The sequence below is a fragment of the Bacteroides sp. K03 genome, from assembly GCF_019734355.1.
Taxonomy (GTDB): domain Bacteria; phylum Bacteroidota; class Bacteroidia; order Bacteroidales; family Bacteroidaceae; genus Bacteroides; species Bacteroides nordii.
In genome coordinates, this window is sequence record NZ_JAASHC010000015.1 from 64,676 (window position 1) to 88,386 (window position 23,711).

The 23,711-nt window shown below is 39.9% G+C and carries 23 protein-coding genes; 16 read left to right on the top strand and 7 right to left on the bottom strand.

The annotated features are described in order from the left end of the window. Window positions 1-11 precede the first annotated feature (11 nt). From HCG69_RS12050 to HCG69_RS12075, 6 genes are all read left to right on the top strand, one after another. Window positions 12-1,208 (top strand): acetate kinase, encoded by a 1,197-nt coding sequence (locus tag HCG69_RS12050; protein ID WP_221650238.1) that lies wholly within the window; start codon window positions 12-14, stop codon window positions 1,206-1,208. 104 nt (window positions 1,209-1,312) lie between these two features. Further along, window positions 1,313-2,302, top strand: coding sequence for a glycosyltransferase family 2 protein (locus HCG69_RS12055; protein ID WP_221650239.1), 990 nt, complete (start codon window positions 1,313-1,315; stop codon window positions 2,300-2,302). Continuing rightward, window positions 2,299-2,994: a DNA repair protein RadC gene (gene radC, locus HCG69_RS12060; RefSeq protein WP_221650240.1), complete on the top strand. Its 696-nt coding sequence runs from the start codon at window positions 2,299-2,301 to the stop codon at window positions 2,992-2,994. Before HCG69_RS12055 ends, radC begins: the two co-directional genes overlap by 4 nt. A 432-nt stretch (window positions 2,995-3,426) precedes the next feature. Beyond that, window positions 3,427-3,738: an iron-sulfur cluster assembly protein gene (locus tag HCG69_RS12065; RefSeq protein ID WP_221650241.1), complete on the top strand. Its 312-nt coding sequence runs from the start codon at window positions 3,427-3,429 to the stop codon at window positions 3,736-3,738. A 33-nt stretch (window positions 3,739-3,771) separates the two neighbouring features. Further along, a complete protein-coding gene (locus HCG69_RS12070) occupies window positions 3,772-4,536 on the top strand; it encodes a UDP-2,3-diacylglucosamine diphosphatase (RefSeq protein ID WP_221650242.1) in 765 nt (254 codons plus the stop codon). Window positions 4,537-4,781: 245 nt separating this feature from the next. After that, complete coding sequence (locus HCG69_RS12075; protein WP_221650243.1) at window positions 4,782-5,024, top strand: winged helix-turn-helix domain-containing protein; 243 nt, start codon at window positions 4,782-4,784, stop codon at window positions 5,022-5,024. 74 nt (window positions 5,025-5,098) lie between these two features. Here HCG69_RS12075 and HCG69_RS12080 read toward each other — a convergent pair whose 3' ends face one another. Continuing rightward, a complete protein-coding gene (locus HCG69_RS12080) occupies window positions 5,099-6,496 on the bottom strand; it encodes an alkaline phosphatase (protein WP_221650244.1) in 1,398 nt (465 codons plus the stop codon). A 137-nt stretch (window positions 6,497-6,633) separates the two neighbouring features. Then, window positions 6,634-7,200, bottom strand: a complete 567-nt coding sequence (gene efp / locus HCG69_RS12085) for an elongation factor P (RefSeq protein WP_002558969.1) — start codon at window positions 7,198-7,200, stop codon at window positions 6,634-6,636. Between the two features lie 191 nt (window positions 7,201-7,391). Between efp and rpmH the strand changes: the two genes are divergently transcribed. From rpmH to HCG69_RS12120, 7 genes are all read left to right on the top strand, one after another. After that, window positions 7,392-7,553, top strand: coding sequence for a 50S ribosomal protein L34 (gene rpmH / locus HCG69_RS12090; RefSeq protein WP_002558970.1), 162 nt, complete (start codon window positions 7,392-7,394; stop codon window positions 7,551-7,553). 418 nt (window positions 7,554-7,971) lie between these two features. Further along, window positions 7,972-8,610, top strand: coding sequence for a PASTA domain-containing protein (locus tag HCG69_RS12095; protein WP_221650245.1), 639 nt, complete (start codon window positions 7,972-7,974; stop codon window positions 8,608-8,610). A 40-nt stretch (window positions 8,611-8,650) separates the two neighbouring features. Continuing rightward, window positions 8,651-9,727 carry an RluA family pseudouridine synthase gene (locus HCG69_RS12100; protein ID WP_221650246.1) on the top strand — a complete coding sequence of 359 codons (1,077 nt, stop codon included), beginning with the start codon at window positions 8,651-8,653 and terminating at the stop codon, window positions 9,725-9,727. Continuing rightward, complete coding sequence (locus tag HCG69_RS12105; protein WP_221650247.1) at window positions 9,724-10,710, top strand: D-alanine--D-alanine ligase; 987 nt, start codon at window positions 9,724-9,726, stop codon at window positions 10,708-10,710. The genes HCG69_RS12100 and HCG69_RS12105 overlap by 4 nt, the downstream gene beginning before the upstream one ends. A 6-nt stretch (window positions 10,711-10,716) precedes the next feature. Continuing rightward, a complete protein-coding gene (locus HCG69_RS12110; RefSeq protein WP_221650248.1) occupies window positions 10,717-11,862 on the top strand; it encodes a 1-acyl-sn-glycerol-3-phosphate acyltransferase in 1,146 nt (381 codons plus the stop codon). A gap of 33 nt (window positions 11,863-11,895) precedes the next feature. Further along, window positions 11,896-12,291: a rhodanese-like domain-containing protein gene (locus tag HCG69_RS12115; protein ID WP_025867691.1), complete on the top strand. Its 396-nt coding sequence runs from the start codon at window positions 11,896-11,898 to the stop codon at window positions 12,289-12,291. Window positions 12,292-12,495: 204 nt separating this feature from the next. After that, entirely contained in the window at window positions 12,496-14,676 is a 2,181-nt protein-coding gene (locus tag HCG69_RS12120; protein WP_255585904.1) for a pectate lyase, read from the top strand. A gap of 102 nt (window positions 14,677-14,778) precedes the next feature. Here HCG69_RS12120 and HCG69_RS12125 read toward each other — a convergent pair whose 3' ends face one another. The 3 genes from HCG69_RS12125 to proB are packed head-to-tail and all read right to left on the bottom strand — an operon-like array spanning window position 14,779 to window position 18,118. Beyond that, window positions 14,779-15,735 (bottom strand): acetylornithine carbamoyltransferase, encoded by a 957-nt coding sequence (locus HCG69_RS12125; RefSeq protein ID WP_221650249.1) that lies wholly within the window; start codon window positions 15,733-15,735, stop codon window positions 14,779-14,781. Window positions 15,736-15,768: 33 nt separating this feature from the next. Next, window positions 15,769-17,019: a glutamate-5-semialdehyde dehydrogenase gene (locus HCG69_RS12130; protein WP_221650250.1), complete on the bottom strand. Its 1,251-nt coding sequence runs from the start codon at window positions 17,017-17,019 to the stop codon at window positions 15,769-15,771. Between the two features lie 16 nt (window positions 17,020-17,035). After that, complete coding sequence (proB, locus tag HCG69_RS12135; protein WP_195448772.1) at window positions 17,036-18,118, bottom strand: glutamate 5-kinase; 1,083 nt, start codon at window positions 18,116-18,118, stop codon at window positions 17,036-17,038. 188 nt (window positions 18,119-18,306) lie between these two features. Between proB and HCG69_RS12140 the strand changes: the two genes are divergently transcribed. Then, a complete protein-coding gene (locus tag HCG69_RS12140; RefSeq protein WP_221650251.1) occupies window positions 18,307-19,458 on the top strand; it encodes a pyridoxal phosphate-dependent aminotransferase in 1,152 nt (383 codons plus the stop codon). Here HCG69_RS12140 and HCG69_RS12145 read toward each other — a convergent pair. Continuing rightward, the gene (locus HCG69_RS12145) at window positions 19,427-19,660 is read right to left on the bottom strand and encodes a DUF2007-related protein (protein ID WP_002558983.1); all 234 of its coding nucleotides are present in this window, start codon (window positions 19,658-19,660) and stop codon (window positions 19,427-19,429) included. The genes HCG69_RS12140 and HCG69_RS12145 overlap by 32 nt on opposite strands. 314 nt (window positions 19,661-19,974) lie before the next feature. On the opposite strand from HCG69_RS12145, the gene HCG69_RS12150 reads away from it, so the two are divergent. Both HCG69_RS12150 and HCG69_RS12155 read left to right on the top strand, forming a co-directional pair. After that, window positions 19,975-21,936: a HAMP domain-containing sensor histidine kinase gene (locus HCG69_RS12150; protein ID WP_221650252.1), complete on the top strand. Its 1,962-nt coding sequence runs from the start codon at window positions 19,975-19,977 to the stop codon at window positions 21,934-21,936. 24 nt (window positions 21,937-21,960) lie between these two features. After that, on the top strand, window positions 21,961-22,731 hold the full coding sequence (locus HCG69_RS12155; protein ID WP_221650253.1) for a fimbrillin family protein: 771 nt from the start codon (window positions 21,961-21,963) through the stop codon (window positions 22,729-22,731). A gap of 88 nt (window positions 22,732-22,819) precedes the next feature. Here HCG69_RS12155 and murI read toward each other — a convergent pair whose 3' ends face one another. Next, window positions 22,820-23,662: a glutamate racemase gene (gene murI, locus HCG69_RS12160; RefSeq protein ID WP_221650254.1), complete on the bottom strand. Its 843-nt coding sequence runs from the start codon at window positions 23,660-23,662 to the stop codon at window positions 22,820-22,822. Between the last annotated feature and the right edge of the window lie 49 nt (window positions 23,663-23,711).

A 23,711-nucleotide genomic window follows, 5' to 3' on the forward strand; every position in this document is an offset into this window, starting at 1 on the left:
CGAAATCAAAAATGAAGATATTAGTATTGAACTGTGGTAGTTCATCCATTAAATACAAGCTGTTCGACATGGACAGCAAGGAAGTGATTGCACAAGGTGGTATCGAAAAGATAGGTTTGAAAGGTTCATTCCTGAAACTTACTTTACCGAACGGAGAGAAGAAAGTACTTGAAAAAGATATTCCCGAACATACAGTAGGTGTAGAATTCATTCTTAATACTTTGGTTAGCCCGGAGTATGGTGCGATTAAGTCTCTGGATGAAATTAATGCGGTAGGTCATCGTATGGTACACGGAGGCGAACGTTTCAGCAAGTCTGTATTGCTGGACAAAGACGTATTGGAAGCTTTTGTTGCTTGTAATGATTTGGCTCCGCTTCACAATCCTGCTAATCTGAAAGGTGTAAATGCTGTCTCAGCTATCCTTCCTAATATTCCTCAGGTAGGTGTATTTGATACGGCTTTCCATCAGACAATGCCGGATTACGCATATCTTTATGCTGTACCCTACGAACTGTACGAGAAATATGGTGTACGCCGTTATGGCTTCCACGGAACTTCTCATCGTTATGTTTCACAGCGTGTATGTGAATACTTAGGTATTAAAGCAGAGGGCTTGAAACTCATTACCTGCCATATCGGTAATGGTGGTTCTATTGCTGCTATCAAGGATGGCAAATGTATCGATACTACGATGGGACTTACTCCATTGGAAGGTTTGATGATGGGCACACGTAGCGGTGATATTGATGCCGGTGCAGTGGCTTTCATTATGGACAAAGAAGGTTTGACTACGACAGGTGTTTCTAATCTGCTCAACAAGAAGAGCGGAGTACTCGGTATCTCTGGCGTATCAAGTGATATGCGTGAACTGGAAGCTGCCGTAGCTGAAGGAAATCCGAAAGCAATTCTGGCGGAGAATATGTATTTCTATCGCATTAAGAAATATATTGGTGCTTATGCTGCAGCTTTGGGTGGTGTAGATGTTATTCTTTTCACAGGTGGTGTCGGTGAAAACCAGGCAAGTTGTCGTGCCGGTGTATGTGAAGGGCTCGAATTCATGGGTGTGAAGATAGATGCCGAAAAGAACAAAGTACGTGGTGAAGAAGCTATCATTTCTACAGATGATTCAAAGGTAAAGGTAGTAGTTATTCCTACGGATGAAGAGTTGCTGATTGCGTCTGACACAATGACTGTTGTGGGTAAATAATCTGTAAAACAGATAATATACAGAGCGGGGCTATCCTAATTAGGAGTAGCCCCGTTTTTATTAAAATAATGATGTATCTTTGCAATATAGATAAAACAATAACTATGAGATACTCCGTTATTATACCCGTATACAATCGTCCCGATGAGGTCGATGAACTGTTGCAAAGTCTTGCGGATCAAAGTTTCAAAGATTTTGAGGTGATAGTAGTAGAAGATGGGTCTACCATACCATGTCTGGAAGTGGCTGAGAAATATAAGGCTGTCCTTGATTTGAAATATTACCAAAAAACGAATTCCGGTCCGGGGCAAACCCGCAACTATGGGGCAGAACGAAGTCGGGGTGAGTATCTGATAATATTAGATTCTGATTGTATTCTTCCTGAAGGGTACCTGGATGCAATAGAAGCGGAATTAAAGACAGCTCCGGCAGATGCTTTCGGAGGTCCCGATCGTGCTCATGACTCCTTTACGGATATTCAGAAAGCGATTAACTATTCTATGACCTCTTTCTTTACTACCGGAGGTATTCGCGGCGGGAAAAAGAAGATGGACAAGTTCTATCCGCGCAGCTTTAATATGGGAGTGAGACGGGAGGTATACCAGGCCTTAGGTGGCTTTTCTAAAATGCGGTTTGGTGAGGATATTGATTTTAGTATCCGTATCTTTAAAGAAGGATACCGTTGCAGACTCTTTCCGGGTGTCTGGGTATATCATAAGCGGCGTACGGATTTGAGGAAATTCTTCAAGCAAGTACATAATTCGGGTATTGCCCGTATCAATCTTTATAAAAAATATCCGGAATCATTGAAACTGGTACATTTACTTCCTGCTGTGTTTACGTTGGGAGTAGTAATACTGCTTATTGGTACTCCGTTTTGCCTATTTAGTCTGCTGCCTATTGTTCTTTATGCTTTATTGGTCTGTATGGATTCTACTGTTCAGAACCGTAGTTTCCGTATTGGCATTTATTCGGTTGCCGCCTCCTTTATACAACTCATTGGCTATGGGACCGGCTTTTGGAGAGCTTGGTGGCAGCGTTGTATCTTGAAACGTGGTGAGTTCGAAGCATTTCGGAAAAACTTCTATAAATGAAAGAGCCGCAAAAACTTACTATTTGTCAGTGGGCCAAAGAAGACCGTCCACGTGAAAAGATGATGGCAAAGGGAGCTGATGCACTGAGTGATGCAGAGTTATTGGCTATCCTTATCGGATCGGGAAATACAGAAGAGAGTGCTGTTGAATTGATGCGGCGGCTACTTGCTTCCTGCCACAACGATTTGAATGAACTTGCTCGTTGGGAAGTGCGTGATTATTCTCGTTTTAAAGGATTTGGACCGGCCAAAAGTATTACTGTTATGGCTGCTCTGGAGCTTGGCAAACGGCGCAGGTTACAGGAAATAAAAGAACGGGCCGTGATTCGTTGTTCTAAAGATATCTATGAGGTATTTCATCCGTTGATGTGCGATCTTGCGCTCGAGGAGTTCTGGGTATTGCTGATAAATCAGGGAAACAAAGTAATTGGTTCTGTCCGGATTAGTACAGGAGGTATCGCCGGAACGTTTGTGGATGTGCGGTCTATTCTTCGGGAAGCATTGTTGCAACGTGCTACCCAGATTGCCGTTGTTCATAACCACCCATCGGGTAATATTCATCCCAGTCAGGAAGACCAGGTACTGACACAGCGAATATTCAATGCTGCCAAATCCATAGATATTAAATTGATAGACCATGTGATTGTTTGTGATGGCAAATACTATAGTTTCGCAGATGAGGGGATGATATAAAGAATAGGATGACTTTATAATTAATGTGAATCAATGGTTGAGCCAAACACATCTTCGAGTGTCGGAAGTACTTCCAAGCAATATGGTTACCCTTGCCCGGTGTCGTACTTTGTCTTTCTCAGAAAGGGACACTCTTTTTTCCGGTATGCAGTATTGTTTTACATGTACATGTTTTTACTGCTTTACATGTACATGTAAAACAATCTCACGCACCGAGACTCTATACCTTGCTCTACGAGTTTGGGGGCTCAATACCGGGAAAAGAGATAGATGGTAATGCAGACTCATTTGGAAAGAGACTGATTAGGTTAAAATAGAAATTCAACTGTTGATTCGTATAATTAACAAAAGTACATAAAAAGAGGGACGCTATAAACCTTTCTATATAGAAAAGCATTATTTTTGTGTAAGTAATCAATAAAACTCTCAACTATGACAAAGTTTGAAATAGAAGAAAAAATAGTAGACATGCTCAAGACTGTATTTGATCCGGAAATTCCGGTCAATATATATGATTTGGGACTTATTTATAAAATAGATGTATCTGAAACAGGTGAGGTGGCTATTGATATGACACTGACTGCACCTAACTGTCCGGCAGCCGATTTTATTATGGAAGATGTCCGGCAACGGGTAGAATCGATAGAAGGAGTGACCTCAACTATCATCAATTTGGTTTTTGAGCCGGAATGGGATAAGGATATGATGAGTGAAGAAGCAAAACTGGAGTTGGGATTTCTTTAGTATAAAAACACTGAATATAAAAACATCTACTTTATGAAAAACGTTTATTTCCTTTCTGATGCTCATTTGGGCTCTCGTGCTATTGAGCACGGTCGTACACAGGAGCGACGGTTAGTGAATTTCCTGGATAGTATCAAGCATAAGGCTGCTGCTATCTATTTGTTGGGAGATATGTTTGACTTCTGGTATGAGTTTAAACTGGTTGTTCCCAAAGGATATACTCGTTTTTTGGGAAAGCTCTCAGAGTTGACAGATATGGGAGTGGAAGTGCATTTCTTTACTGGTAATCACGATATCTGGTGTGGGGATTATCTGACTAAGGAGTGTGGGGCTATTATTCATCGAAAACCACTGACCACTGAAATCTATGGAAAGGAGTTTTATCTTGCTCATGGAGATGGCTTGGGAGATCCGGATAAAAAGTTCAAGTTCTTGCGTGCAATGTTTCATAATGAGACATTACAGTTCCTTTTCTCGATGATTCATCCGAGATGGAGTATCGACTTGGGGCTAACTTGGGCAAAACATAGCCGAATGAAGCGTGAGGATGGGAAAGAGCCAGATTATATGGGTGAAGATAAAGAACATTTGGTACTTTATACAAAAGAATATCTCAAAAGTCATCCCAATATAAATTATTTTCTTTATGGACATCGGCATATAGAACTTGACCTGATGCTTAGTGCTACCGCTCGTATACTGATTTTAGGGGATTGGATTAATTACTTCTCGTATGCTGTATTTGATGGTGAGAACTTGTTTTTGGAAAATTATATTGAGGGGGAGACACAATTATAATGCTTCGTTTATTTTTCTTTTAGTTACGTTTTTATAGATAAGGGAATGTGGCATTTGTTAATGAAAAGCTTTTTTTACTTGTGGATTGTGTGAAAATAAGGCGTAAAAGTTTTATTTTTTAATTTAAAATGCTATATTTGTTTTTAATAAGGGAGGTTCTGTTCAAATAAATCGAAGAAGATTTATTTGTTATTTATAGATTCTGCGATAGAATAATATATTGTTTAACTTAAAAACGGAGAACTATGAACGAGCAAGATTTTAATAGTGCGTTGACTAAGATTGGACGCATATTGAGGGAAACCCGTGAGATTAATACTAAAGAGTTGTTTGGTAAGTTGTCTTCCGCTCACATGAGAATTGATCGGGAAAGTTTCGCGTTTATTTTAGGATGGCTGGCAAGAGATAAAAAGATAAGCGTTGAACTAAGGGGAGACAATATGGTCATATCTGAACAAAGTAGTAGATATGAATTTTCTTTTGGATAATATAGTGTGTTATACCTTATCAGTGTATAAAAAACAAAAGTCCTCTAACTTTGAACAGAGGACTTTTGTTTTTATTAATATCTTCCGGCTTTTGCTATCCGTTTTGGAATTTCAATATTATCTATTTTCCCTCCGAAAAGTTGTGAACCTGCTCCAATGGCGAATACCGGAACATAACCGGCTGAGTGGCTACCGCTGGCCCAGTTGATCATTGCGATTTCATCCATCACTTCCTTGGCGCGTGCAGCCATTGGTTCGCTCTTCGAATATAAACTTTCTTCGAACACCACCTTGTTCTTTACAAATGACTTTTCGTATTCGTCACGCAATTTCTTTTCTTGTTCCCAGGAAATAGGTATTTCTTTCCAGAATCCCATGTTTTCTGCCAGGAACGATTTCATATCTTCCCAAGATACTTTGTTGTTTTTAGCTTTTCTTAGTTTGCTAATTTGTGTAGAAAGTACATCTGCTGAGTTTTTCTGATATTGAAGCGCTTGCAGGTTTAGTGCGTATTTACCGGTACCAAGAGCTATACCACCTGTCTCATGATCCGCTGTTACTACGATAAGTGTTTCTTTGGGATGTTTTTTGTAGAACTCGTAAGCTACTTTGATTGCTTCGTCCATATCAATCACTTCATTGAATGTGGTAGCAGCATCGTTGGCGTGGCAACTCCAGTCTATTTTTCCACCTTCGACCATCAAGAAAAAGCCTTTATTTTTCTCTTTGGTAAGAAACTCAATTGCGCTCTCTGTAATTTGAGCCAGCGTAAGATCTCCTTCTTTACGATCGATGGCATAGGGCAGAGATGAAACATCAGCACCTTCCTCCTGAATTAAGATCATTTTTTTTGCTTGAGGAGCTTTTGCTTTAAAGTCATTGTAGCCACGTGCCAGTGTGTAACCTGCTTCTTCGAACATAGGGAAAATACTGGGTGCCTCTTTCTTATCAGCAGTTGTAGTTGGTTTTAGGAACCCCGATCCTGCATAAAAGTCAAAATCAGCTTTGGGCAGATCTGTTGCAATTTCATAGTACATACTGCGGTTGGGTTGATGTGCATAGAAAGCAGCCGGGGTGGCATGGTCTACGCTTACACTGGTAGCAACTCCTACTCTTTTACCAGCCTTCTTGGCCTTCTCTGCTACGGTTTGTAGAGGATTCTTTTGATCATCCATTCCGATAGCACCGTTGTAGGTCTTAGAACCTGTAGCCAGAGCTGTACCGGCGGCTGATGAGTCGGTTACTGAATTCGTAGCGGAAAAAGTACTGGCCATAGTACCTACCGGGAATTGTGTAAAAAGTAATGGCTCTACACCGATGCGTCCGTTTTGTAATTCTGCACGATACATTTCCGTACCGTTTACCTGATTTACGCCCATTCCATCTCCTATGAAATAGAACACATACTTTGCTTGCCCGTGTGCAACGACGGATATCAGGACAAAGCATAATACATACATTAATCGCTTCATTTTGTTATAAATTAAAAAGGTTTTTATTTGATAGGCAAATATAATGATTAAGCAGGGGATAAACATAACAAACGGTAAACTAATTGCGGTTATCTTGCAATTGGTTTACCGTTTGTTGTGTAAATGAAATATTTTTGTTATGCTTTCACGCGTCCTACATAAGAACCGTCACGTGTGTCGATTTCAATTGTTTCACCTTCGTTGATAAACAATGGAACACGTACTGTAGCACCTGATTCTACTGTAGCAGGTTTCAGTGTGTTAGTGGCTGTATCACCTTTCATGCCCGGTTCTGTATAAGTAACTTTCATCTGAACTTTAATGGGCATATCTGCGTAAAGTACGGTTTCTGTAGAGGCGTCAGATACAACATCTAATACGGCTCCTTCAAGCAGAAAATCAACACCGTTGATCAAATCGTGAGCGATAGGGTGCTGGTCAAAAGTTTCCTGATTCATGAAGATATAATCTTCCCCTTCTTTATATAAAAACTGGTAAGGGCGACGTTCTACACGTACATCTTCCAGCTTTTCACCGATGTTGAAACGGCGTTCGAGAACATAACCGCTTACTACATCTTTCAGCTTGGTACGCATAAAAGTGTTACCTTTTCCAGGCTTTACATGAAGAAATTCAATGCAGAAATAGAGTTTTCCGTCCATACGGATGCAGGTTCCGTTCTTGATGTCTTGAGCATTAATCATACTTGATATCCTTTATTATTATAATGTTATTGAGTTATCGACTGATATTTCCGAGTGCAAAAGTAATCTAAATCGGCAAAAAACACAAAATCTTTTGACTAAAAATGAGTTATCTCTTGGTTTATTTAAAAAAAGTGCCTATTTTTGCAGCCCGATTACGTAGAATAATAACAATAAAACAAGATATAATAATGAAAAGAACATTTCAACCCTCTAACAGAAAGAGAAAAAACAAACACGGTTTCCGTGAGAGAATGGCATCAGCTAACGGTCGTAGAGTATTGGCTGCCCGTCGTGCAAAAGGTCGTAAGAAACTGACTGTTTCTGACGAATACAACGGAGTAAAAGCATAAGGCTCTTTAGCCACATAGCTGTACAAAAAGAAATTGGGGAAGTAAAGGCATTGTCTTTACTTCTTTTTTTTGTCCCCTAATGGGAGCTCACTTTCTTCTACGGGGAAGTCCCCTTTGTTCGGTGGGATACAATGTACGACATGTGCATCTCGTACATTACCAGATGTACATGTGGAGCAGCACGAGATGTGCATGTCGCGCAGTACGAGATGTGCATCTCGTACATCGTTCCGTTATGGCTTTCTATGTATCTGTGTATGTCAAGCTATACGAAAGAATCTATGTAGTAATGAGTTGCAAATGTTATTATGTGGTTTAATTGCATCCTATTGGCATCAGAAAACTAAAAACTCTGTAAAACTCTGTGCTACTATGTACTTAAAATTGTATCTTTGACCCGGATTAACGGCTAAGATTTATGACGATAAAGGAATTTTTTTCATTCAAGACCAATAAGTACTTTTGGTTAAACCTGATAGCTATGATGGCAGTGGTCATTCTGCTGTTATTTGGAGTGTTGAAATGGCTGGATGTTTATACTCGTCATGGTGAAGCTGTCGTGGTGCCGGATGTCAAAGGCATGACAGTAGGAGAGGCAGAAATGCTTTTTCGTAATCATGGTTTGGTATGCGTGGTCTCGGATTCCAGCTATGTGAAAAACAAACCTGCCGGGAGTATTCTGGAATTAAACCCATCTGCCGGGCAGAAGGTGAAGGAAGGAAGAACTGTTTATTTGACTATAAATACATTGGACGTTCCTTTACGTCTTGTTCCGGATGTTGCTGATAATAGCTCTGTGCGTCAGGCGCAGGCCAAGATATTGGCTGCCGGATTTAAACTATCCGAGAGTGAATTGATTTCAGGAGAAAAAGACTGGGTGTATGGTGTGAAGTATAAAGGGCGTCAATTGAACATGGGCGATAAAGTTCCGGTGGGAGCTATATTGACATTATTGGTGGGCGATGGAGAGACGCTGGTTCAGGATAGTGATTCTCTTGAGATAGTAGAGGATGCTGCAGGAACTACGGATGTGTCGGCAGATGACTCCTGGTTTTAAGTAAATTTACCTACTTGTTATAGAAAAGAGAGCGAACTGTATGATAGAGGAATTGCCGGACGATATTGAAACTGATATTGATGATATAGAACCTGTTGGCGAGGAAGCCGATGCCCAGCTTTACGAACACTTTAGGGTTGTAGTAGACAAGGGACAGGCTTTGATGAGAGTCGATAAGTATCTGTTTGAGCGTATTGTTAATGCTTCGCGTAACCGTATTCAGAAAGCTGCTGCTGACGGATTTGTGATGGTCAACGGCAAACCGGTAAAGAGCAGTTATAAGGTGAAGCCGCTTGACGTGATAACGGTCATGATGGATCGTCCGCGTTATGAGAATGAGATAATTCCCGAAGATATTCCTCTTAATATTGTCTATGAAGATAAATACCTGATGGTGGTAAATAAACCTCCTGGCCTGGTGGTGCATCCGGGGCATGGGAACTATCATGGAACATTGGTGAATGCTTTGGCATGGCATATGAAAGATAATCCGGACTATGATGCCAATGACCCGCATGTAGGTCTTGTACATCGTATAGATAAAGATACTTCCGGATTATTGGTTATAGCTAAAACACCGGATGCAAAAACCAATTTGGGAATACAATTCTTTAATAAAACAACCAAACGTAAATATCGTGCACTGGTATGGGGAATTGTAGAACAAGACGAGGGTACTATTATTGGTAACCTTGCCCGTAATCCGAAAGATAGAATGCAGATGGCTGTAATGTCTGATCCAACGGTTGGAAAGCATGCCGTAACTCATTACAAGGTGCTTGAACGTTTGGGGTATGTCACTCTGGTGGAGTGTGTACTCGAAACCGGACGAACCCATCAGATCAGAGTCCACATGAAGCATATCGGTCATATATTGTTTAATGACGAGCGTTATGGGGGGCATGAGATTCTGAAGGGTACTCATTTTAGTAAATACAAACAATTTGTAAACAACTGCTTTGACACTTGTCCGCGGCAGGCTTTGCATGCCATGACACTGGGGTTTGTTCATCCTGTCACAGGGGAGGAGATGAACTTTACCTCAGAGTTGCCTGACGACATGGCCCAACTGATAGAGAAGTGGAGAGGCTATATAAGTAATAGAGAATTAGAATGAAACGCACAATTGCTATCATAGCAGGAGGGTATACCTCCGAATTTTATGTATCTCTGCGTAGTGCACAGGGAATATATTCCTTTATAGATAAGGAGAAGTACAATTTGTATATCGTTGAGATAGAAGGACTCCGTTGGGAAGTACAATTGCCCGACGGAAAGAAAGCACCTGTAGATCGCAATGATTTTAGTTTTGTAAATGGTACGGAGAAAGTGAAGTTTGACTTTGCCTACATCACCATTCACGGTACTCCGGGGGAAGACGGTCGTCTGCAGGGATATTTCGATATGCTGCGTATTCCATACTCTTGTTGTGGAGTATTGGCGGCTGCTATCACCTATGACAAATTCACTTGTAACCAATATCTCAAGGCTTTTGGGGTTCGTATTTCAGAATCTCTGCTGCTCCGTCAGGGGCAGTCTGTCTCGGATGAAGATGTTGTTGAGAAAATTGGGTTACCTTGTTTCATCAAGCCCAGTCTGGGTGGTTCCAGTTTTGGAGTAACAAAGGTTAAAACGCGTGAACAGATACAGCCGGCTATTGCTAAAGCATTCAATGAAGCGCAGGAAGTACTTGTTGAGGCCTTTATGGATGGTACGGAGATTACTTGCGGTTGCTATAAAACAAAAGAGAAATCAGTGGTGTTCCCTATAACGGAAGTAGTTACCGACAATGAGTTCTTTGACTACGATGCTAAATACAACGGTCAGGTAGATGAAATTACTCCTGCCCGTATTTCTGATGATCTCACGCGTCGCGTACAAACTCTGACTTCGGCTATCTACGATATTCTGGGTTGTTCCGGCATTATTCGTGTAGATTATATCATAACAGCAGGTGATAAGATAAACCTGCTGGAGGTTAACACGACTCCGGGTATGACGACTACCAGCTTTATTCCTCAGCAAGTACGTGCTGCCGGACTGGATATAAAAGAAGTAATGACTGATATAATAGAGAATAAGTTTTCTCATAACTTATAGCTGCTTATGGATACAATAGAGTTTGATGAAATACGTCCTTACAATGACGATGAACTTCCTCAAATATTTGAGGAACTAATTGCTGATCCGGCATTTCAAAAAGCTGCTTGTGATGCCATTCCGAATGTGCCTTTTGAAATACTGGCACAGAAGATGCGTGCCTGTAAAACAAAACTGGATTTTCAGAAAACTTTCTGCTATGGTATTTTATGGAAGATAGCAAAAGACTTTACCGATGGTCTGAGTTTGGATCATACGGCATTGCCGGATAAAAATAAAGCTTATACTTATATATCCAATCACCGGGATATTATACTTGATTCGGGTTTTCTTTCTATCTTGCTGGTAGATCAAGGTATGGATACCGTAGAGATAGCTATCGGGGATAATCTGTTGATTTATCCGTGGATTAAGAAACTGGTTCGTGTTAATAAGTCGTTTATAGTACAGCGTGCATTGACTATGCGGCAAATGTTAGAATCATCTGCCCGCATGTCACGCTATATGCACTATACGATTATGGAGAAGGATCAGTCCATCTGGATTGCTCAACGTGAAGGACGTGCCAAAGATTCTAATGACCGTACACAGGATAGTGTATTGAAAATGTTGGCTATGGGAGGCGAAGGAGATACCATTGACCGGCTGATGGAAATAAATATCGCTCCGATTGCCATTTCGTATGAGTATGATCCCTGTGATTTTCTTAAGGCTCAGGAATTTCAGTTGAAGAGAGATATTGAGGGATATAAGAAAACAACGCAGGATGATTTAAGAAATATGCAGACCGGGTTGTTTGGTTATAAAGGGAAAGTACATTTTCAGGCAGGTGCTTGTATTAATGATGTTTTAGAGCAGCTTGATCGTAGTTTACCAAAGCCGGAATTGTTTTCGCATATCTCTTCTGTGATAGATAAACGCATTCATAGTAATTATCGTATTTATTCGGGAAACTATGTGGCGCACGATTTATTATCGGGTACTTGTGAATTTGTCAGTCATTATACGCAGGAAGAGAAATTACATTTTGAAAACTATATTGAGCAACAGTTGGGTAAGATTGACATTCCCAATAAGGATGTTCCATTTCTGCGTGAGAAGTTATTGTTGATGTATGCCAATCCGTTGACTAACTACTTGTCTGCTCTTTAATGAAAATAATATTTGTTTTTTAATAGTATAACAATGTCAAAGATGAGTCAACTATTTGCAGGTTTTTTCCTTTTGATTTCCACTTTATTCTCTTGTCAGCAACCGAAAGCTGATTTCAAATCACTATCGGTCGCAGATTTTGATTCTTTTATTAAAGCGGATGATGTACAGCGTTTGGATGTTCGTACGTTGGCCGAGTACTCGGAAGGACATATCCCGGGAGCGGTAAATATCAATGTTCTGGATGATTCATTTGCTGCTATGGCTGATTCTACGCTTCAGAAAGAAAGACCGGTGGCTCTTTATTGCCGTAGCGGGAAAAGGAGCAAGAAAGCAGCCGAAATTTTAAGTAAGCGAGGCTATAAAGTCTATGAGCTTGATAAAGGATTTAATGCTTGGCAGCAGGAAGCAAAAGAAATAGAACATTAATTCTCCTGTTCTATTAAGAAAGTTGGCTATGTAATTGAATAATGACATAGTTATTGTCTTTTTATAGCGGTTCGGATGACCTATCTTTATTAGATAAGTCATCCGAACCGTTTTTTCTACATAAAAAGTTTATTATTCCACATTCACTGGTTTAATTCTCCGTAATCTTGCAGTCGTCAAACTGACACTTTTTCTAATAATAATATGAAATATGAGACTATGAAAATCAAGACTCTACTTTTGTCTGTGTTTACCTTATTGGTATCGATTGTTTCTTCGGCTGCCGTTTCTATTAAAGAGACCGGCGGATGGTTTGAATCAGGTTATGTAACCTGGAATCTGGTAGACGGTGTTTCTACTTATCATGTTTATTATAAATCTGTTAATGGCTCTTATATAAAACTTGATACAGAACTGGTTCGTAATTATGGTACGTATGGCCGTGCAGATGCGTTGGGTATTACTGCAGGAGAATATATGTTTAAGGTTGTACCCGTTGATGAGGATGGTACCGAAATGGATATAGCAGTAGAATCTTCCTCATTTGCAGTGAAAGCCCATGACCGTGCAGGGTTTGCCCACTTTAATTATTCAGGGGTAGGGGCATATAAGGACGATGGTACACTGAAAGAGAATGCAAAGGTTCTTTATGTGACATCTAAAACTGCCAAAACAGTGACCTGCGATGTTGTTACGGATAGTAAAGGAAAAGTTGAAACATTCACCGGACTTCAAGCAATTATTGATGCGCGTCAGAAAGGATATGATACTACTCCTTTGGTTGTTCGTATTATAGGAACAATCGAAGCTGCTGATATGGATTACTTTTCCAGTAGTGCAGAAGGATTACAAATTAAAGGAAAGAATGCTGATAGTGAAATGAATATTACACTTGAAGGTATAGGAGATGATGCTACAATACGTGGTTTTGGTATTTTGCTGAGAAACTGCAAGAGTGTTGAGGTTAGAAATCTGGCTATCATGCTTTGCATGGATGACTGTTTGTCTTTGGATACGGATAATAGCAATTGCTGGATACATAACATTGACTTTTTCTATGGAAAGACAGGGAGTGCTGCTGACCAGGCAAAAGGTGATGGTTCTCTGGACTGTAAGACCAATTCAAAATATATGACTTTCTCCTATAATCATTTTTGGGATTCGGGAAAAATGTCTCTTTGTGGGATGAAGTCTGAAAGTGGAGAGAATTTTATTAGTTACCATCATAATTGGTTTGACCATTCCGATTCACGTCATCCTCGCGTACGTACAATGACCGTACATGTGTATAACAATTATTTTGACGGAATTGCGAAATATGGGGTAGGAGCTACTACAGGTTCCAATGTATTTGTAGAAAGCAATTATTATCGTAATGCCAATAAGCCGATGCTCATTTCTTTGCAGGGAACAGATATTGTTAATGGAGTAAAGAATGGAACTTTCTCCGGAGAAAGTGGTGGAATGATCAAAGCTTTCGGAAATGTTTATGCTGAGAAATCTTCTAATTTCAAACTTGTTACTCACAAGCAATCTGCAACAAGTTTTGATTGCTACGAAGCAGAAACTCGTGATGAGGTTGTCCCTGCTTCTTATGTAACTTTGTCCGGTGGTACTTCTTATAATAACTTTGATACGGATAAGAGTAAGATGTATACCTATACAGCCGATGCAGCAACCGATGTGCCTGGTATTGTTACCGGACAGTATGGCGCAGGACGTATGCAACACGGTGATTTTGAATGGGCTTTTGATAATACTGTAGACGATACTTCTTCTGACGTGAATACTGCATTGAAAACGGCGATAACCAATTATACTACCAGTTTAGTAGGAATTTTTGGTGATACCTCTGGTGGTGGTACTACTCCGGTTCCCCCTACACCTCCGGTTCCTCCTGTAGATGGTGATTATACATGTTATTTTACTGCTGATAAAAAGCCCTCAAATTCATTCTATTCGGTAACTGGTAGTTACTCTAAAGACAAGGGTATAGCGACTGTAAATGGTACGGTTTATACCTGGTGTTTGAAATTGGAAAGTGCTACTTCTGTGAAGTTTACGATAGAAGAAGAAATGACTTTGACCCTGGTATTTGCAGAAGGAAGTACACCGAATATTAAAATAGATGATATAAAAGTAGTGAGTACTTCTGGTAATATCATTACATATGTGCTTAATGCAGGTTCCCATGAACTTACTAAAGCAGATTCAAATAACCTTTTCTATATCAACCTGACCTCTTCAAATCCAACCGGTATTAATGAAGCTTTGAATGATGCTGTAAATGAAGATGGCATTATTTATGATCTTTCAGGTAGAGTTGTCAGAAATCCACAGAAAGGGACTTTCTATATTAGAAATGGTAAGAAGTTTTTTTTCTAATGATGTTTGAGTAAAAAGGTAAGATTAGGTGTTAATGAAAAAAGCTCCGGTTGTCTTTGTAGGATAACCGGAGCTTTGGCTTTTAATATATCTCGATAGGTTCTATTCCAATCCTTCAAGTAATCTTTTTAGTACCACTGTTGCTGATATTTCACGGTTGGCTGCTTCCGGGATTACAATAGACTGAGGGCTTTCAATTACATCATCTGTTACAATCATATTTCGGCGTACAGGCAGGCAGTGCATAAAATATGCATTGTTTGTAACTGCCATTTGGCGGTCACTAACTGTCCAGTTGCGGTCGGTACTCAATATCTGACCATAATTATCACCTGTATAGCCAGCCCAATTCTTGGCATAGATGAAATCTGCTCCTTCAAAGGCTTTCATCTGGTCATATTCTACTTTGGCATGTCCAACAAATTTAGGATCAAGTTCATAACCTTCGGGGTGAGTGATCACGAAATCATAATCAGTTACGTTCATCCATTCCGCAAAGGAGTTGGGTACAGCCTGCGGCAATGGGCGTGGATGCGGAGCCCATGTCATAACTACTTTCGGGCGAGGCTTTTTCTTATATTCTTCGATTGTGATCAGATCGGCAAAACTTTGTAGCGGATGGCGTGTAGCTGCTTCCATTGAGAATACAGGACGTCCCGAATATTTGATAAACTGGTTGATGATTACTTCTTCATAGTCGTAATCACGATTCTCAAAGCGGGCAAACGACCGTACTCCTATGATGTCGCAGTAGCAGCCCATAACCGGGATTGCTTCTAAAATATGTTCCGGTTTATCACCATCCATAATGACACCACGTTCTGTTTCCAGTTTCCAGGCTCCCTGGTTGATATCGAGAACCATTACATTCATGCCCAGATTCAGTGCCGCCTTTTGTGTACTAAGACGGGTTCGCAGACTGGAATTGAAGAAAATCATCATTAATGTTTTATTTCTTCCCAGTTCTACATATTTAAAGCGGTCTTTTTTTATTTCAAATGCTTCGGCAAGGGCTGATTTTAAATCACCTATGTCTTGCACGCAAGTAAATTTCTTCATACCTGTCTGTTTTTAATTATTAGTTATTAATCTTTAATTTTCTCTCGTCTGTCCATCTCCCTCGATCATCCATTTATAAGAGGTGATTTCTTCAAGTGCCATAGGACCACGTGCGTGGAGTTTCTGTGTGCTGATACCTATTTCTGCTCCCAGTCCGAATTGTGCACCATCTGTGAAAGCTGTGGACACATTGGCATATACACAAGCGGCATCTACCATCTTACAAAATAAGGTAGCGCGTTCTTTATTTTCTGTAACGATACTTTCGCTGTGTCTGGAACTGTACTCTACGATATGTCCCAAAGCATCTTCAAAGCTTTTCACGGTCTTTATAGCCATTTTATAATCCAGGAATTCCGTACCAAAACTCTCTGTTGTAGCTTGCTTTAACAGATGTTCCGGATAATGTCCTTCCAAAGCATGATAAGCCTGAGAATCGGCATAAATAGTAACATTACTATTCTGTAATTTCTTGCAGATAGCCGGTAGGTCATTCAAACGTTTTTCATGAATAATAACACAGTCGAGTGCATTACACACACTTACGCGACGTGTTTTTGCATTATTGATGATAGCTGCACCTTTTTCTGTATCGCCGTATTCGTCAAAATAGGTGTGGCAGATTCCTGCTCCTGTCTCGATGACGGGTATTGTCGCATTTTCGCGTACAAAGTTTATCAGATTGCTGCTTCCACGTGGGATAATGAGATCTACATAACCTGTTGCATGAAGTAGCTCGGTGGTTGCTTCCCTGTCAGCAGGAAGAAGCTCTACTATATGCGTATCTACGTTGAATTGTTTTAATACTTTATGGATAACGCTTATGATTGCCTGATTGGAGCTGTCGGCATCGCTGCCTCCTTTTAAAATACAGGCATTGCCACTTTTAAGACAGAGAGAAAATACATCGAAACTCACGTTGGGGCGTGCTTCATAAATGATGCCGATAACACCGAAAGGGACACTGACTTTAGTGAGTTTCATTCCGTTTGGACGGACTGTCTCTTTCAGTACTCGTCCTAAGGGCGAGGGGAGGGTAGCTACATTACGAATGTCTGCGGCAATTCCTTCCAGGCGTTCTGCTGTGAGTTTCAGACGATCATACTTCGGATTTGTCTTGTCCATTCGTGCAAGATCTTTTGCGTTTTCACTTAGAATGAAAGGAGTTTCGGCAATGGCTGCGTCAGCTACTGCATTCAATATCTGATTAATTGTCTCATCGCTCAGTAGTGCCAACTTTCGGCTGGCTGCTTGTACGGCAATAAATGTTTCGTTTAACTTCATATTCTTAAAAGTCATATTATTCTATATACAAATAATCATAATGTACCACTGCTTTCTTACCATGTTTGCCCATCGCCTCTCGTGCTTGTGCTGAGTCACAATTTGCTTTACCTACTCCCACTGGTACTCCTTCGAAGTTGAAAATACGTACAATATCGTCTTTCTCAAATTCACCTTCGATTTTTATTATACCAATGGGAAGAATACTTACAGCTTTATCCGAAGCCAATACTTCTGTGGCTTGCTCATTAATATGTATCTCTCCTTTGGCGAATCCTTCACTGTGGGCGATCCATTTTTTTACGCTTGAAACAGGCTCTTTCGACGGAGTGAAGCGTGTACAGAGGGTTTCCTTAGGGTGTTGTAATAAATCTACAAGAATATTATCCCGTTTTCCATTGGCTATGATTACGGTAATCCCTTCATCTGCTACTTTACGGGCAATATTGGTTTTGGTTAACATTCCACCTCTTCCAAAACTCGATTTGCTCGCTTGTATATAGTTGGACAAATCTTTTCCATGTCCTATTTCACGGATGACAGAGGAAGATGGATCTGTAGGTGAACCATTATATATACCATCTATATTGCTTAGTATAATAAGAGCTTGTGTATCCATCATTGAAGCGATAAGGCCAGACAATTCATCATTATCGGTAAACATTAACTCGGTGACGGAGATGGTATCATTTTCATTGACAATGGGGATTACTCCGTTTTCAAGCATTACAGTCATGCAGTTTTTCTGGTTCAGATAATGTCGGCGGGTACCAAAACTTTCTTTGGTTGTCAGTACCTGTCCCACAGGTATGGCATGATCACGGAAAAGTTCGTAATAACGATTGATTAACTTAGCCTGTCCTACAGCAGAGAATAATTGACGCTGGTCTACGCTGTCGAGTTTCTTTATGGTTCGTATTTCGCTGCGTCCGGAAGCTACGGCACCCGAAGAGATAAGGATCACTTCAACACCAGCTTTATGTAATTCCGCTATCTGATCGACAAGGGCCGACATACGTGTTACGTCTAATGTTCCATCCCGACGCGTCAGTACATTACTTCCTACCTTTACGGCAATTCTTGTAAACTCTTGTTTCATTTTTACTAACGATTTGGAAGTACAAATATAGAACTTTTTATCGATATGATAGTTATAGGTACTTGTTTTTACGGATAAATAAGAATATGTATACAAAACCGGAAGTGCTATAAAATAAAGTCTTTTTCACTGGTAACATTCATACTGTAAAAATCGTATCTTTGTACCCCGAAAAAACAGATAAACCAATGAAACAGACTAACCCTCAGGTTGAACAAATGACCTCGTTTATCGTCATGGACGTATTAGAGCGAGCTAATGAATTACAGAAACAGGGCATCGATATTATCCATCTTGAGGTAGGTGAACCGGATTTTGACGTGCCTGCCTGTGTAGCGGAAGCGGCAAAAAAAGCATATGATTCTCATTTAACACATTACACCCATTCTTTAGGTGACCCTGAATTAAGACGCGAAATCGCTGATTTTCATTATCGGGAATATGGTGTGAAGGTAGATCCCGACTGTATTGTGGTGACTTCCGGCTCTTCACCGGCAATTCTGTTGGTATTGTTGTTGCTTTGTCGGCCGGATAGCGAGGTGGTTCTTTCGAATCCGGGATATGCCTGTTATCGTAATTTTGTATTGGCTGCACAGGCAAAACCAGTATTGGTGCCACTTCGCGAAGAAAATGGGTTGCAGTATAATATCGAGGATATCAAAAAGTTTATCACTACTCGCACGGCAGCTATTTTTATTAATTCACCAATGAATCCTACCGGGTTATTGTTGGAGGATAAGTTTCTTAAAGAAATAGCTTCATTGGGTGTTCCGGTCATTTCAGATGAAATTTATCATGGATTGGTTTATGAAGGACGTGCCCGCAGTATTCTGGAGTTTACTGATCAGGCTTTTGTGTTGAATGGCTTTTCTAAACGTTTTGCTATGACAGGATTACGACTTGGATATGTGATTGCACCTAAATCGTGTATGAAAGCATTGCAAAAATTGCAGCAGAATCTTTTTATCTGTGCCCCAAGTATTGCTCAACAAGCAGGTATCGCCGCGCTTCGTTATGCTGCTCCGGATGTGGAACAGATGCGAGCAACGTATGACGAACGTCGACGTTATATGATTCAACGTCTTCGTGAGATGGGATTTGGTATCCGTGTTGAGCCCAGAGGTGCTTTTTACATATTTGCTGATGCCCGTAAGTTTACAAAAGATTCTTATAAATTTGCTTTTGAAGTTTTAGAGCAAGCACATGTAGGTATTACACCGGGAGTTGACTTCGGCACAGGAGGAGAGGGCTACGTACGTTTTTCGTATGCCAACTCACTGGAGAATATTCGCGAGGCACTCGATCGCCTTAATCGTTTTCTGCTTTCTCGCGGCTTCTGATAATTTCCATAGCAGGCTCATAGTTATCCTCTTTTACCATAACGGATACTGTGGGACTGATATAAGGCGCTATTGTTGTTATGAGGCCGTCTTTTAAGGCGGCATCTATTTCATTGCTTTCGAGCAATCCTTTGATAAGTTCTGCTTCCCATCTTGAACCGGAAAACACTTCGATCAGACGGCTGTTATCTTCTTCTTTCATAATTTCTGAGGTATAAGGTGTTTATACTTTCACAAATGTACACGATAATTTCTGAAAAAACGCATGGTGAGGTAAAAAAATAGCGGGTTTTAATGAATTATGTCTCTTTGGGGAGACATGGTAAAATTCAAGAGGAGCGGAAAGAATGTTCGTGAATAGTTTGCATTTATAAAATGGTGATCTGCTTTATTTTGACTTATATATATAGGATAAAGTAGACAATTATTTGAATAAAATAATCAATTTGTAATCCGGACGTTAAAAATAGATGTATATTTGCAATCTGCAGCCAGGTCATTAATCAATACATAATCATGAGAACTACAATCCTCCGAAGAATGTCATTTGTTATTTCTTTTGTTCTTTGCAGTACGGTTTATGCGCAAGAAGAAAAGGAGTTTAATGTAGATAGCACACTCTACTCATATTTTCAGCATTGCCAGGAGAATGTTAGTAATTTGAAAGTTCTTCATATGGCTGATACGTTATATCAGATGTCGGAGGAGAGAGGTGATTTACGGATGCAGGCTGTTGCTTTAGCGCTTAAATTAGACTACTACTATTTTCAAGGAAATAATGTAGACAGTATTATTCATTATACGAATATAGTGAAGGACTTTGCTGAAAAAACAAATCAACTTAAATATTATTATTTTGTTTGGAACAATCGTTTGATATTGCATTATCTTAAAACCGGAAAGACTAATATAGCTCTCTATGAAGCTCAGGAAATGTTAAAAGATGCCCAAATCAAGGATAGTAAAATCGGACTACTTTACTGTTATAACAGCTTATATCAAATCTATGAAATAAAGAATTTGAAAAGCTTGGCTTTTGAATATTGTTTGAAGGGAATTGAACTGACTGAAACTTATCATGTTGATAATTATAATCTTTCACCTTCTTATACTGAAGTTGCAAAATATTATATTGAGCAGAATAAATTACCTCAGGCACTTGAAATGCTGAAAAAAGCTGAGGCTACGGCTAATGCGAGTGTGCATATCCTTCTCGGAAAATTGGGTTATATACATTATTATATTGCTATATCTGATACGGAAAGAGCTTGGAAAATACTGCAGGAAGTAGAGAAATTGATTACAGATGATAAAAAACTGGATATCAATAAGAAGCTTTATTATGAGAATGAATTCTTCTATTATAAGCAGATCGGGCAATATCAGAAAGCTTTAGAATCTGCAGACGCACTGATAAAAGAGGAATTACGTCTTAATGAACATGCATTGCGTAGCGGACATTATCGTATGAAGGGAGAAATCTATCAGGCTATGGGAAGAAAAGACCTGGCAGCTGATTATCTGTCTAAATATATTCAGTTGGAAGATTCTGCCAGACAGAGTAATGAAGAACAGTCCATCAGTGAATTTGCGACTCTGGTTAATATGGAAAAACTGAATTCAGAAAAAAAGGAGTTGATGCTTCAGGCGCAGAAGAAAGAATTGTATAACAAGCAGATTCTCATTATTTCATTGGCGGCTTTATTGATCTTTGTGTTTATTTTCCTATATAGAGAAAACAGATTGAATAAACGATTGTTGCATTCAGAAGAGGAGTTGAGAAAAGCAAAGAATGCTGCGGAAGATGCCAGCCAGATGAAGACATTATTTATACAGAGTATGAGTCATGAGATTCGTACACCGTTAAATTCAATTGTAGGATTTTCTCAAATACTGGGAGATCGCTATCGGGATGATCCGGATACTAAAGTATATGCCTCTATTATTGAGGCGAATAGTCATAATTTACTTCGCCTGGTCACGGATGTTTTAGAATTATCAGATTTGGATAAAACGGATAGCATGCCTGCAGATGTGTTGACCAATATTAATGATTGCTGTAAACAGAGTCTGGAGAGTGTTCGTAGAGATGTACAGGAGGGCGTGAAACTACTTTTTCATTCTGAACATGATCAGTTAATAGTTAAAAGTAACCCTGAACGTATAATGCAGGTTTTAATCAATTTGTTGCATAATGCGGCAAAGTTTACAGCTCATGGCAGTATAACACTGACATATACTGTGATGAAGAAGAAACAGAAAATATGTTTTGCTGTAACTGATACCGGACCTGGTGTCCCTTTGGGTAAGCAGGAGTGGGTTTTCGACAGATTTACGAAGATTGATAGCTATTCACAAGGTACAGGTTTAGGGCTTTCAATTTGCCGGGGAATTGCGGAAAAACTGAATGGTAGCCTGACTATTGATCCGGAATACAAAGAAGGGTGTCGCTTTGTATTTGTGATACCGTATTCTTAATTTTAATATATAATACCCTGACAGATGAGAACAAAAGTACTTTTTATGAGTTTAGTATTGGGCTGTTTATGGAGTTGTCAACAAGACGAAACGACTGAACAGACAGATGGACAGACAATTAAATTCACCAGCGTTGTTATTGGTGATGAAACCCTATCGCGTGCCAGTAGCAGTACTTCCATTGACGTGATTTCGATGCGTACTGAGTTGGATGATAAATTTACTGTGTTCGATCTTAAAAAGGATACTCGTTCATGGGGGGAATTCAGCAAAAAGAGTGAGGTCTTTTTTTATGCTCATTACCCTCGTCTGCCAGAGGCTGTGGCGAGTAATGAAACGCGTGCATTGGAAGGAGGAACAAATGACTATCTGTTTGGAAAGGCAAAAGCTGTAGCCGGACAACAACAAGTTTGTCTTCAGTTTAAGCGTGTGATGGCTCCTCTAATTGTAGAGGTATTGGATGGGGATGGACGTTCTTATCAGGGAGATATTGAGGTTAGTGCTTTAATAAAGAACAAGGGAGTACAGAATTTAAAAGATGGTTCTATCATTACATTGGATGAGAAAAAGTATACTGCATTTAATCGTTTTGATAATGGGGTGAAACAAGCTCTTAATCTTTTACCTCAAAGGATTGAGAAAGGGACTCCTTTTCAGGTACGATTGAGTAATGGCGTGACCTATACTGCTACGGTTGGCGAAGCTGTTCAATTAAATTCCGGAGAAAGCTATAAGGCCGTAGTCAGAGGTACCCGGGTTGATATCACTATTTATGATGGTTCAATTCCATTGTAGATTGTATCGGTAACAAATAAAATAAATAAGCCCTCTTTGCATATCCTTTAATGATGCAGAGAGGGCTTATTATGTGATAGATATTTTCTTACTCTAATACTACTCGTCTGACAGTTATATCTTCATTCAGAAATGCCGATGCCGATTCGATAAATTTCTCTTCGGCTTCTGTTGTACAGAAGGTACATTTACCGCCCTGTGTACATTTAGCTGCTATTTCCGGATGGCGATGCAGATAGTCTTTTAAGCTTCCGGCAACATATTCTCCCTGTGAAACAATCTCTATCCCGGCAGGCATAAAATGTTTTATTTTGGGTAATAATAACGGATAGTGTGTGCAACCTAATATTACAGTATCAATTTGCTGATCCTTACTTAATAGAGTATCGATATATTTTTGGATAAAGTAATCGGCTCCAGAACTTTGTGCTTCGTTATTCTCGACTAGCGGAACCCACATTGGGCAGGCTTCTCCACTGACATAGATGTCGGGAAACAACTTATGTATCTCCATTGGATAAGATTCTGATTTGATAGTACCTGCCGTAGCCAATACCCCCACATGACGGCTATGGGTGATGCTACCGATACATTCTACTGTTGGGCGGATCACACCAAGTACTCTTCGTTGAGGGTCAAGGTGTGGAAGATCATTCATTTGTATCGTTCGCAACGCTTTCGCTGAGGCTGTATTACAAGCTAAGATGACCAAGTGGCATCCCATCTCAAATAATTTATTAACAGCCTGAAGGGTGAATTCATAGACAATCTCAAATGAACGGGTACCATAGGGGGTACGAGCGTTGTCGCCCAGATATATATAATCGTATTGCGGCAGAGTTTCTCTTATTTTACTCAGGATAGTCAATCCTCCATAACCTGAATCGAATACACCGATAGGACCAGGTGTTTGCGAAAGCTTCTGTTTCATAATGGTAAAAAAATTACGAGCTACAAGCTACAAATTACAATTGGCATTC